The organism is Escherichia sp. MOD1-EC5189 (assembly GCF_002966045.1).
Classification (GTDB): Bacteria; Pseudomonadota; Gammaproteobacteria; order Enterobacterales; family Enterobacteriaceae; genus Escherichia; species Escherichia coli_F.
On sequence record NZ_PTRX01000017.1, the window covers coordinates 104180 to 117102 of the forward strand.

The 12923-nt window shown below is 53.5% G+C and carries 9 protein-coding genes; 5 read left to right on the forward strand and 4 right to left on the reverse strand.

Translation table 11 applies throughout. The features are described 5' to 3' along the window. Window positions 1-62: 62 nt before the first annotated feature. The 3 genes from fepD to fepC are packed head-to-tail and all read left to right on the forward strand — an operon-like array spanning window position 63 to window position 2868. Window positions 63-1067 carry a Fe(3+)-siderophore ABC transporter permease gene (fepD, locus tag ATB02_RS15725; RefSeq protein WP_001295314.1) on the forward strand — a complete coding sequence of 335 codons (1005 nt, stop codon included), beginning with the start codon at window positions 63-65 and terminating at the stop codon, window positions 1065-1067. Next, complete coding sequence (gene fepG, locus ATB02_RS15730; RefSeq protein WP_105271874.1) at window positions 1064-2056, forward strand: iron-enterobactin ABC transporter permease; 993 nt, start codon at window positions 1064-1066, stop codon at window positions 2054-2056. Before fepD ends, fepG begins: the two co-directional genes overlap by 4 nt. Beyond that, window positions 2053-2868: an iron-enterobactin ABC transporter ATP-binding protein gene (fepC, locus tag ATB02_RS15735; protein WP_039021062.1), complete on the forward strand. Its 816-nt coding sequence runs from the start codon at window positions 2053-2055 to the stop codon at window positions 2866-2868. The genes fepG and fepC overlap by 4 nt, the downstream gene beginning before the upstream one ends. Here fepC and wzz(fepE) read toward each other — a convergent pair. The 4 genes from wzz(fepE) to fes form a co-directional block, all read right to left on the reverse strand. Next, window positions 2865-3998, reverse strand: a complete 1134-nt coding sequence (wzz(fepE), locus tag ATB02_RS15740) for an LPS O-antigen length regulator Wzz(fepE) (RefSeq protein ID WP_000096729.1) — start codon at window positions 3996-3998, stop codon at window positions 2865-2867. The two genes, fepC and wzz(fepE), sit on opposite strands and share 4 nt — an antisense overlap. Window positions 3999-4213: 215 nt before the next feature. After that, window positions 4214-8095 (reverse strand): enterobactin non-ribosomal peptide synthetase EntF, encoded by a 3882-nt coding sequence (gene entF / locus ATB02_RS15745; RefSeq protein ID WP_105271875.1) that lies wholly within the window; start codon window positions 8093-8095, stop codon window positions 4214-4216. Beyond that, complete coding sequence (locus ATB02_RS15750) at window positions 8092-8310, reverse strand: MbtH family protein (RefSeq protein ID WP_000885808.1); 219 nt, start codon at window positions 8308-8310, stop codon at window positions 8092-8094. The genes entF and ATB02_RS15750 overlap by 4 nt, the downstream gene beginning before the upstream one ends. 2 nt (window positions 8311-8312) lie before the next feature. Further along, window positions 8313-9515, reverse strand: coding sequence for an enterochelin esterase (gene fes, locus ATB02_RS15755; RefSeq protein WP_105271876.1), 1203 nt, complete (start codon window positions 9513-9515; stop codon window positions 8313-8315). A gap of 242 nt (window positions 9516-9757) precedes the next feature. On the opposite strand from fes, the gene fepA reads away from it, so the two are divergent. Further along, window positions 9758-11998, forward strand: a complete 2241-nt coding sequence (gene fepA / locus ATB02_RS15760; RefSeq protein ID WP_001034928.1) for a siderophore enterobactin receptor FepA — start codon at window positions 9758-9760, stop codon at window positions 11996-11998. A gap of 174 nt (window positions 11999-12172) precedes the next feature. After that, window positions 12173-12793, forward strand: a complete 621-nt coding sequence (gene entD, locus ATB02_RS15765; RefSeq protein WP_105271878.1) for an enterobactin synthase subunit EntD — start codon at window positions 12173-12175, stop codon at window positions 12791-12793. Window positions 12794-12923: the final 130 nt, after the last annotated feature.

Here is a 12923-nt window from a genome sequence, read left to right on the forward strand (position 1 = left end):
CATGCTAACATATCCAAATAAGATCGATAACGATAATTAATTTCATTATCATGGAAGTTCGTATGTCTGGTTCTGTTGCCGTGACACGCGCCATTGCCGTGCCCGGATTGCTGTTATTACTGATTATCGCGACAGCATTAAGCCTGCTCATTGGAGCAAAATCACTCCCCGCTTCCGTAGTGCTGGAGGCCCTCTCCGGCACCTGCCAGAGCGCCGACTGCACCATCGTGCTCGACGCGCGACTGCCGCGTACCCTTGCCGGTTTACTGGCAGGCGGCGCGCTTGGCCTTGCCGGGGCGTTAATGCAAACCCTCACCCGAAACCCACTTGCCGACCCCGGCTTGCTTGGCGTGAACGCCGGAGCCAGCTTTGCCATTGTGCTGGGCGCGGCGCTGTTTGGTTACTCATCCGCGCAGGAACAACTGGCGATGGCCTTCGCCGGGGCGCTGGTGGCCTCGTTGATTGTTGCCTTTACTGGCAGCCAGGGCGGTGGGCAGTTAAGTCCGGTGCGTTTAACTCTGGCGGGCGTGGCGCTGGCGGCAGTGCTGGAAGGGCTGACCAGCGGCATCGCCCTGCTTAATCCCGACGTCTACGATCAACTGCGTTTCTGGCAAGCCGGTTCGCTGGATATTCGAAATTTACACACCTTAAAAGTGGTGCTGATCCCTGTGCTGATCGCCGGAGCAACTGCGCTATTACTGAGCCGCGCACTGAACAGTTTAAGCCTCGGCAGTGACACCGCGACGGCGCTGGGCAGTCGCGTAGCACGCACGCAGTTGATTGGCCTACTGGCGATTACCGTGCTTTGTGGTAGCGCGACGGCGGTAGTTGGCCCGATTGCCTTTATTGGCCTGATGATGCCGCATATGGCGCGCTGGCTGGTAGGTGCCGATCATCGCTGGTCGCTGCCCGTCACGCTGCTCGCCACACCTGCCCTGCTGCTGTTTGCCGATATTATCGGGCGGGTGATTGTTCCCGGCGAACTGCGCGTTTCTGTAGTCAGTGCCTTTATTGGCGCACCAGTGCTGATCTTCCTTGTACGACGTAAAACGCGAGGTGGCGCATGATTTACGTCTCTCGTCGATTAATTATCACCTGTCTGCTGTTGCTAATAGCTTGTGTGATGGCAAGCGTGTGGGGATTACGCAGCGGTGCCGTCACGCTGGAAACCTCTCAGGTATTTGCCGCGCTGATGGGTGACGCACCGCGCAGTATGACAATGGTGGTCACCGAATGGCGTTTACCGCGGGTACTAATGGCACTGTTGATTGGTGCGGCACTGGGCGTCAGCGGCGCGATTTTTCAGTCGTTGATGCGTAACCCACTCGGCAGCCCTGACGTAATGGGCTTTAACACCGGAGCGTGGAGCGGCGTGCTGGTAGCGATGGTGCTGTTTGGTCAGGACCTGACGGCTATCGCACTGGCAGCAATGGCGGGCGGCATTGTCACTTCGCTGTTAGTCTGGCTGCTTGCCTGGCGTAACGGTATCGACACCTTTCGGTTGATTATTATCGGCATCGGTGTTCGCGCCATGCTGGTGGCCTTTAATACCTGGCTGTTGCTGAAAGCGTCATTAGAAACGGCGCTAACAGCGGGTTTGTGGAATGCCGGATCGCTCAATGGCCTGACGTGGGCAAAAACCTCGCCCTCCGCGCCCATCATTATATTGATGCTAATTGCCGCCGCCTTACTGGTAAGGCGGATGCGCTTGCTGGAGATGGGTGATGACACCGCGTGTGCGTTAGGCGTCAGCGTCGAACGTTCACGGCTGTTAATGATGCTGGTCGCCGTAGTACTTACCGCAGCTGCCACTGCCCTGGCGGGGCCGATTTCCTTTATTGCTTTAGTCGCGCCACACATTGCCCGCCGTATCAGCGGCACCGCTCGCTGGGGTCTAACCCAGGCAGCGCTGTGCGGTGCGCTGTTACTGCTGGCAGCCGATCTCTGTGCTCAACAACTGTTTATGCCGTATCAACTTCCGGTTGGCGTTGTTACCGTCAGCCTCGGCGGTATTTACCTTATCGTCTTGTTAATTCAGGAGTCTCGCAAAAAATGACCGAATCAGTAGCCCGTTTGCGCGGCGAACAGTTAACCCTCGGATATGGCAAATATACCGTTGCGGAAAATCTGACTGTAGAAATTCCTGATGGTCACTTCACAGCGATTATCGGGCCAAATGGCTGCGGTAAATCCACGTTACTGCGTACCTTAAGCCGCCTGATGACGCCTGCTCACGGGCATGTCTGGCTGGATGGCGAGCACATTCAACATTACGCCAGTAAAGAGGTCGCACGCCGGATTGGTTTACTGGCGCAAAACGCCACCACGCCGGGAGATATCACCGTGCAGGAGTTAGTAGCGCGCGGGCGTTACCCGCATCAACCGCTGTTTACCCGCTGGCGTAAAGAAGATGAAGAAGCGGTAACGAAAGCGATGCAGGCCACAGGAATAACTCATCTGGCAAATCAAAGCGTTGATACCCTCTCCGGTGGGCAACGTCAGCGAGCGTGGATCGCGATGGTGCTGGCCCAGGAAACGGCAATTATGCTACTCGACGAACCCACCACCTGGCTGGATATCAGTCATCAGATTGATTTGCTGGAATTGTTAAGCGAACTGAACCGCGAGAAAGGCTATACCCTGGCGGCGGTACTGCACGATCTTAATCAGGCCTGTCGGTACGCTAGCCATTTGATTGCATTACGTGAAGGGAAAATTGTCGCTCAAGGAGCACCAAAAGAAATAGTCACTGCTGAACTGATTGAGCGTATTTATGGTTTGCGTTGCATGATCATTGACGATCCGGTAGCCGGAACTCCGCTTGTGGTGCCGCTCGGACGAACGGCACCTTCAACCGCGAAGATTTAAACTAAGTGGTCTGCCATCATGGCATCCTGTTTTCTGGATGCCATGGCATGGCGCAACAGCACGCTACCACAAGCCACCATACCGCCGATCAACGCAGAAAGGATCACGATAATCGCCTTACCCGGACCGTCTTTTTTTACCGGTAATGACGGACGCAACTGATATTTAAACGGCGTAAAATTCACATCGTTGACATTTGTTTTTGTTAATTGCTCGACGAGATACTGACGATTACGTAATTCACCATTCAGCTCCGCAACGTCAGTGACCGCTTTTTCAATTTCCAGTTTACGTTCAATACCGTCTGCGCCGAGAGAAATAGAAAAGTCGGGGTCATCTTTAACTGCCTGACCATTGCTATAAACGGGCTTTTTAATTCCTGCCGCGTTGGCAATGTCGAGTGAATAATTGAGGCGCTGAATGTTTGCATCAAGTTGGTTTTTCGTTTTAATGCGATCCTGAGCCAGTTTTTCTTTTTCAAACTGGGTTTTGATTTCCAGTTTATTACGGACGTTTTCTAGCGACTCTTTCACCACCAACGCAGAGATATAATCGATATACCCGCTCAAAACGGTCTGCGCCTCTTCACTGGTTGGCGCGGTGAAACTTAGCGTCCAGGAGGCATACAGTGACGGTTCATCTTTTTTCTTACTGGCATTGTCATCAACCGCTTTCATTTTTTCGCTCAATGCGACGATAGCGCGATGCAAATCCAGTTCGTCGATTTTCGCCTCTTTTAATTGGTCCATCACATAAGGTGATGAGCGCAGGTACTCTTCCAGCAAGCTAACCGACTGAAACTTCTTGATAAACAGGTTAAATGCTTCTGTACGATCAATTTTGATATCCAGATCCAGCACACGAAGCTTAGTGAATGTTTTCTCAAGCGCCTGCCACTGAACAGGTTCTGGAGGCGTGACAACCGCCGCGCTGGTCCATTTTTGCGGCAGGATGAAAGAGATCAGTAAACCTGCGCAGGCAAACGCAAAAACGACCGCCATGACCGTTTTTTTGGCCCGCCATAAAACTTCAATTAGATTAAGTAAATCAATTTCATTATTACTGGGCGACGCCAGAGGATACTCGGGAAAATGAGCGTCACTTCCCTGTTTAATATTCAGTGATGACATGGGGTATAACCTGAAAATGAGTCCAATAGGGGGAAATCTCCACGGCGCTCACTTTACCAGTTGGTGAGAATTATCCGAAGCTGAAGTTTGTAAATTCCTCCCACTGAATGCAACATTCACTCTATTTCAGAGAAATATCCGTTAAATTGATAAATTAAATAAATAATAAACCCATAATCATTTATTGTAATTATGGGTTTATAGATAATATAAATTTACTTATTTAGCGTCGAACGAATAATTGGCCCTATTTTTTCAAACGCCATCGGCGAGATAATATCCACATGCGCGCAATCATGACGATAGATATCCAGCTCCGCAATCCATGGTGCCCAGGCCCGTTCGGGAGTCATCCCCTCCTGAAGCGTGCGTTCGGCAACAAACAGCGTCGCTTTTCCATCAAACGGAACACTATGGGCAGTGGTCAACAAGCGCACTGCATCAGCGTAGTTGCCTTCAATGGTGGTAAACAGCTCCGTTGAAGTATTTCCCTGCTGTGCCGCCAGGAAAGCTTCACGTTCGCGGTTAATCTCCGCCAACACTTCCGGGTCCAGACCATTAGCTTCTTTTTCCTGCCAGTTCTGCGTTTCTGGCGGCCAGGTATCCAGCAAGCCAAGAAATGCCACCTGTTCGCCACGGGCACGCAGCCGTGCCGCAATCCCCTGCGCCAGCGTACCGCCCAGCGAATACCCCAGCAGGTAATAAGGGCCGTGCGGTTGTTGTTCAAGTAACGTTGCCAGATGTGCTTCGCAGACTTCATCCAGGTTTGCCGCCGTCTGCATGGGGCCATGAGGGCGCGGAGACTGGATGCCAATAATCGACCATTGAGGATCGAGATAACGCGAGAGCACGCTAAACTGCCAGGCAAAACCAGATGCTGGATGGAAACAAAACAGCGTCGGGCCATTACCTTCACGCAACGGCAGGATGGTTTCAAATCCCATGCGCTGGGTGCTGTCTTCTTCACCATCAATAACCGTTGCCAGTTTGGCGACGGTTGACGCGACCATCACCTGCCCCGGCGTCACCTGACGGGCAAACTGTCGACTAAGTTGTGCTGCCAGTTTCATTGCCAGTAGCGAATGACCGCCAAGCGCGAAGAAATCAGCGTCAGCATCCTGCACGTCACAACCCAGCAATGACGAGAACGCCGCGGCGATAATCGTTTCACTGCCCGCTTTCGGCGCACGCCCCGACGCTTGTGCCTTCAGTTCCGGCAACGGTAAGGCTTTGCGATCCAGCTTACCGTTGGCGCTAAGTGGTAACTGCGGCAGTTGCAGCAGAACCACGGGCACCATATGCGGTGGCAATTTTTCGCGAAGCTGCGCCTGCAATGCGCTGGTATCCAGCGGCAGGCCCGATTGCGACACCAGATAGCCCACCAATTGACGCGCATCCCCTCCGGTGGCTGCCGCCTGATTAATCACACAAGCGTGGGTAACTGCTTGCTCGACATCCGGCAGCGCCTGCATCACACGATCGATTTCGCCCAGTTCAATCCGCTGACCACGAATTTTTAGCTGATCATCACTACGCCCGAGATACTCCACCGCGCCGTTATCCAGCCAGCGGGCAACATCTCCGGTACGGTACATGCGTTCACCGGGCGCGAAAGGATCGGCAATAAAGCGGCTGGCTGTCAGATCGGGTCGTCCAAGATACCCCTGCGCCAGTTGAATACCGGTGAGATAGAGATCGCCTGCCACACCCGGCGGCACCGGATGCATCATCGCATCGAGAATGCGCAGGCCCGTGTTCCACACCGGGTAGCCAATCGGCACACTGCTGCCGCGTACCGCTGCAAATTCAGCACCAAAGGCTGGATACCAGCTCACATCCACCGCCGCTTCCGTCGGGCCATAAAGATTATGTAACGGCGCGCCGGTTAACTGCTGCCATTCGCGACATAAATCGGCTGGTAAGGCTTCTCCGCTACAGAAAACCTGTTTCAACGTCGCGCAACTCTGGCGAGCGGTTTCCGGCGTCAACGAAGCAACAAACGCCGCCAGCATCGACGGTACAAAATGCGTGGTCGTTACGCCATATTCGGCAAAGAATTGCTGCATAGCGAGCGGATCGCGGTGCGCTTCCGGTTCAGCCATCACCAGTTTCGCCCCGGCAATAAACGGCCAGAAAAACTCCCACACCGAGACATCAAAACTGCACGGCGTTTTTTGGGCAACAACATCTTCGCCTGTGAGCGGGTAGTGGTTTTGCATCCATAACAGGCGGTTAACGATAGCCGTCTGCCCGACCATCACCCCTTTCGGCCTGCCGGTGGAACCGGAGGTAAAGATGATATAAGCCGTGTGGTGCGGTTGTGAAAGTTGCAGCGGCGCACTGCCCTGCGGTGTAAGCGGGGCGTTATAGCAAAGACTGGTTAAATTGGGGATATCGCTAAAGCGCGGCAGTTGATCATCGGTGGTGATTAACAGTGACGGACGCGCATCTTCCAGCATCATTTTCAGGCGATCGTCCGGATAGCCCGTATCCAGCGGTAGCCAGGCCGCACCTGCTTCAACTATCGCATGTAGCGCCATAGTCAAAAAGACCGAGCGCGGTAGTGCCACCGCTACGCTGTCGCCAGGTTTAACGCCGCGCTCACGCAGCAGATTCGCCAGCGCCACCACCTGCTCGCGCATTTCCCGATAGCTAAACTGGTAACGCGCATCTGCCAGCGCCGGAGCATCCGGTGTTTTTGCCGCTTGTTCTGCCACCAGCGCGCTAAGCGTAGTTTCTGGAATCTCAACCTGAGTGGCGTTGATCTGCGCCAGCTGTGCATACTCTTCTGGCAGCAGAATATCGACATCGCCGCACAACCGCGCCGGATCCGCGGCAAACTGCGCCGTCAGCATTTTCAGCCGTTCAGCATGCTGGATTAACGTTGGCTCATCGTAACGCTGATTATTGGCGAGGATCTCAATACTCAAATCACCGTTTTCATCCGGGAAAAGGGCCAGTTCAAGGTCATTAACCGGACCGGTTGCCAGGGTATGGGTTTGCGCCTGTACCCCCGGAATATCTAACTGATAATCAAATACTTTAATATTGAGCACCGGACCGAACAGCGGTTCCTCTCCCGCCGCGCGCCCGCTGTCACGGACAATTTGTTCGGCATCGTAACGTTGATGACGACGCATTTTTTTCAGTTGTGCCGCTAGTCGTGCTGCCAGTTGCGGCAATGTTTCTTGTGCCTCAATGTGAATACCCAACGGCAACACGTTGAGCACGGGTCCGGTAGCCGTCAGCGCCGCTGAGCCCAGTCGACGCATAAAGATAAATCCGGCGGCGTAGTCCATGCGGCTGCACAATCGCCCCAGCCACAAAGCCGCCAGCGCAAGGGCTATATCGGTACGCTGCACACCTGAAAGTTGCGTAGCCAACTGGCGGAATTCCCCGCCGTTAAATTCCAGTTTCAGACGAAAAATATCTGCCGAGGCGCTGCGCCCCGGTAAAGGGGCTGGAGAAAGTGACGCGGGCGGTGGTAGTTGACGACGTTGCTCCGCCCAGAATGCCGCATCACGCTGCCAGGCTTCGCTTTCGCGGTACTGCTGGTACTCTTCCACTACCTCAGCGAAAGGCGTAAACGGCGAAGCAGGCGTTGGTTCGCCACACCCCCATGCACAGTAAATGTTGGCGATCTGGCGGGTAATGGCCGGGAAACTGAAGCCATCGACCAGCAAATGGTGGTAACGCTGATACCAGTACCAGCGGTTATCTGCCACCTGTATCAGTTGATGAAAAACCAGAGGTTTACCGCTATCGACGCGCAGATCTTGTTGCAAATCCGCCTGCATTAATGCCTGCGCAGTACCGTGCGGATCAATGTTGGTTCGCAGGTCGATAATTTCTGGCAGTTCGAACGTCAGCGCATCATCGACCCATTGCCAGACTTCGCCGTTATCTTCCGTAAAACGCATCCGCAGCGTATCTGCTTGCGCAAATCCCGCAACCACCGCGCGAGCCAGTAATGGCGCATCAATCTCTCCGGTTAACTCAACGTAATGCGCCACGCTCCAGGCGGAGGGTAAATCCGACAGTTTTTCTGCCATCCAGATGCCGGGCTGTGCGGCGACCAAAGGTAAATGCTGACTCATTGCGCCTCCTGCTGCTGGATGAAATTCGCCGGTGTCAGAGTACGCCAGTGGGCGTCCAGCCACTGCTGGCAGGACGCCTGTGACTGCGGCTGACACACAACATCCCAGCCTGCCGGTAAGGCGCACTGTTGCGGCCACAGACTGAATTGCCCCTGCGCATTGCGTAAAATGTAAAACACGCCCTGCGGATCATCGAAGGGATTACTGAATGCCATATTCAACTCCTGTCATGGAAAAGTGGTTGCCAGAGGTCGATTAGCCCCTGCATCAAGCCACCGCGCCAACAAAGCGCATCATGTCCGCCGTCAACCTGACGCCAGAAAATGGATTCTTTTAGGGGGGCTAATTGCGCATACAGCGCCTGATTGGCCCGCATGATCATCGGCTCGCGAAGACCCGCTTCCAGCACAATGCGCAGACCTTCGGCGCTAACTTCACCAGCTTTGAGCTGTTCAAGTAACACGCCCTCTTGCTGCCCGCCCCGATGCGGCCACCAGTACGATCCCGACTGGCTTAATACACAGCCAAAGCGTTCAGGCCAGTGCAGTCCGGCATACAGCGCGGAAAGTCCACCAAAACTCTGCCCTGCGACCACGGTGCGATCGGCGTGATCGCTAAAGGGGGCGATAGTTTTCACCTGGGGTAATAACTCTTGCTGTACTGCCAGCCAGAAATCCGCATTACACGGCAGTTCGTGGGCACGTTGCGTGGTGTCGATAGCGTCGATCAACACGTACACGGCGGGAGGAAGTTGCTGACGATGGGTCAACGAAGTCAGCACAGGCCAGACGGGCATACTCTGCGCCCAAAATTCGCCATCAAGTAAAACTGCCAGCGGACGTTCTTCTGCTGTTGCATCGCCGGTGGTAAAAATCCATACACGGCGTGAATTTTTCAACCGTTCACTTTTCCAGATAATTTCTTTGGCAGGCGTTTCTGGCGCTTGCGGACAATCCCATCCTGGTTGCAGGGGCGCTTGCGGCATTTCGAGTGCAGAAACAGCGTGCCCTCGCCCGCCTTTCCAGCTTTGTGGATTTAGCGGATCGGCTATCGCCTGGGGTAATAGTTTTCGCCAGCCTTCGCGCAATTCGAGGCGATCAGGTGATGGTGCAGAAAAAATGTCATCACGTTCGGTAGGAATAAAACAGTAGCTGCCGCGCCAGTTGGCATTGAGTTGTGTCGTCCACTGCCAGACATCGGTCCCTGCAATTCGCTGCATCGACTGGGGCTGGCTGTTCTGATGGTGATCGGTCACGCCAGTGATATAGACCCATACGCGCTTTATCGTCGAGTGGTCTTCAGAACCTTGTGGATCACGCCACCAGAAAGTGACCTGATACATTTCGTCATTCAGACGCTGACATTCCGGGCCATGTTTCGACTGCCACCAGCTCTCACTTCCTACTTTTAACGCCGTCACACCATAACCCCATGTTTACTGTGCAATTTTTCATTGATTGCAGAAATATATTGATAATATTATTGATAACTATTTGCATTTGCAATAGCGTAATGGCGCGCCGTGGGAAGCGCGGACATTAATTAACCAACTGCACTGCGTGTCTTTCAGGATCAAAGGTTTTCGCGGTAGCGGGATACGTCGTATTGATGACGACTACGCCCGACAGTTGCAATTCGTGGCAAAAATGCAGGAATAAAACAATGAACAAGAAGATTCATTCCCTGGCCTTGTTGGTCAATCTGGGGATTTATGGGGTAGCGCAGGCACAAGAGCCAACCGATACTCCTGTTTCACATGACGATACTATTGTCGTTACCGCCGCCGAGCAGAACTTGCAGGCGCCTGGCGTTTCGACCATCACCGCAGATGAAATCCGCAAAAACCCGGTTGCCCGCGATGTATCGGAGATCATTCGTACCATGCCTGGCGTTAACCTGACCGGTAACTCCACCAGTGGTCAGCGTGGTAATAACCGCCAGATTGATATTCGCGGCATGGGTCCGGAAAATACGCTGATTTTGATTGACGGTAAGCCTGTCAGCAGCCGTAACTCGGTGCGTCAGGGCTGGCGTGGCGAGCGTGATACCCGTGGTGATACCTCCTGGGTGCCGCCTGAAATGATTGAACGTATTGAAGTTCTGCGTGGTCCGGCAGCTGCGCGTTATGGCAACGGCGCGGCGGGCGGCGTGGTTAACATCATTACCAAAAAAGGCAGCGGCGAGTGGCACGGCTCCTGGGATGCTTATTTCAATGCGCCAGAGCATAAAGAGGAAGGTGCCACCAAACGCACCAATTTCAGCTTGACCGGTCCGCTGGGCGACGAATTCAGCTTCCGTTTATATGGCAACCTCGACAAAACTCAGGCTGATGCGTGGGATATTAACCAGGGCCATCAGTCAGCGCGTGCCGGAACGTATGCCACGACGTTACCAGCCGGGCGCGAAGGGGTGATCAACAAAGATATCAATGGCGTGGTGCGTTGGGACTTCGCCCCTATGCAATCACTCGAACTTGAAGCGGGCTACAGCCGCCAGGGTAACCTGTATGCAGGTGATACCCAAAACACCAACTCCGATTCCTATACGCGCTCGAAATATGGCGATGAAACCAACCGCCTGTATCGCCAGAACTACTCGCTGACCTGGAACGGTGGCTGGGATAACGGCGTGACCACCAGCAATTGGGTGCAGTACGAACACACCCGTAACTCGCGTATACCGGAAGGTTTGGCGGGCGGCACCGAAGGGAAATTTAACGAAAAAGCGACACAAGATTTCGTCGATATCGATCTTGATGACGTGATGTTGCACAGCGAAGTTAACCTGCCGATTGATTTCCTCGTTAACCAGACGCTGACGCTGGGGACTGAGTGGAATCAGCAGCGGATGAAGGACTTAAGTTCCAACACCCAGGCGCTGACCGGAACGAATACCGGCGGTGCTATTGATGGTGTAAGTGCCACTGACCGTAGCCCATATTCAAAGGCAGAAATTTTCTCGCTATTTGCCGAAAACAACATGGAGCTGACTGACAGCACCATCGTAACGCCGGGGCTGCGTTTCGATCATCACAGCATTGTCGGCAATAACTGGAGTCCGGCGCTGAATATATCGCAAGGTTTAGGCGATGACTTCACGCTGAAAATGGGCATCGCCCGTGCTTATAAAGCGCCGAGCCTGTACCAGACTAACCCGAACTACATTCTCTACAGTAAAGGTCAGGGCTGCTATGCCAGCGCGGGCGGCTGCTATTTGCAAGGTAATGATGACCTGAAAGCGGAAACCAGCATCAACAAAGAGATTGGTCTGGAGTTCAAACGCGACGGCTGGCTGGCGGGCGTCACCTGGTTCCGTAACGATTATCGCAATAAGATTGAAGCGGGCTATGTGGCTGTAGGGCAAAACGCAGTCGGCACCGATCTCTATCAGTGGGATAACGTGCCGAAAGCGGTGGTTGAAGGTCTGGAAGGATCGTTAAACGTACCGGTTAGCGAAACGGTGATGTGGACCAACAACATCACTTATATGCTGAAGAGTGAAAACAAAACCACGGGCGACCGTTTATCGATCATCCCGGAGTATACGTTGAACTCAACGCTGAGCTGGCAGGCACGGGAAGATTTGTCGATGCAAACGACCTTCACCTGGTACGGCAAGCAGCAGCCGAAGAAGTACAACTATAAAGGTCAGCCAGCGGTTGGACCGGAAACCAAAGAAATTAGCCCTTACAGCATTGTTGGCCTGAGCGCGACCTGGGATGTGACGAAGAATGTCAGTCTGACCGGCGGCGTGGACAACCTGTTCGACAAGCGTTTGTGGCGTGCGGGTAATGCCCAGACCACGGGCGATTTGGCAGGAGCCAACTATATCGCGGGTGCCGGGGCGTATACCTATAACGAGCCGGGACGTACATGGTATATGAGCGTAAACACTCACTTCTGATGCTAACGTCAGATTGTTGACAAAGTGCGCGTCGTTCATGCCGGATGCGGCGTGAACGCCTTATCCGGCCTACAAAAATCTTGTCAATTCAATATATTGCAGGATAGTGTAGGCCTGATAAGCGTAGCGCATCAGGCAGTTTTGCGTTTGTCATCAGTCTCTAATATGGTCGATATGAAAACTACGCATACCTCCCTCCCCTTTGCCGGACATACGCTGCATTTTGTTGAGTTCGATCCAGTAAATTTTCGCGAGCAGGATTTACTCTGGCTGCCACACTACGCACAACTGCAACACGCTGGACGTAAACGTCAAACAGAGCATTTAGCCGGACGGATCGCTGCTGTTTACGCCTTGCGGGAATATGGCTATAAATGTGTGCCCGCAATCGGCGAGCTACGCCAACCTGTGTGGCCTGCGGAGGTATACGGCAGTATTAGCCACTGCGGGACTACAGCATTAGCCGTGGTATCTCGTCAACCGATTGGCATTGATATCGAAGAGATTTTCTCTGTACAAACCGCAAGAGAATTGACAGACAACATTATTACACCAGCAGAACACGAGCGACTCGCAGAATGCGGTTTAACCTTTTCTCTGGCGCTGACACTGGCATTTTCCGCCAAAGAGAGCGCATTTAAGGCAAGCAAGATACAGGCCGCTCAAGGTTTTCTGGGTTATCAGATAATTAGCTGGAATAAACAGCAGATCATCATTCGACTAGAGGATGAGCAGTTTGCTGTGCACTGGCAGATAAAAGAAAAAATAGTCATAACGCTGTGCCAACACGATTAATTGACAACATCTGGTACGATTCGCCCGCAGCCATCACTGACCACGGGCGAAAGTGTAAAGCAGGTGCCTTACCATCCTGACCTGACAACCGGATATGCGGGGATTACTCCCCGCACAACGGCTACTTCTT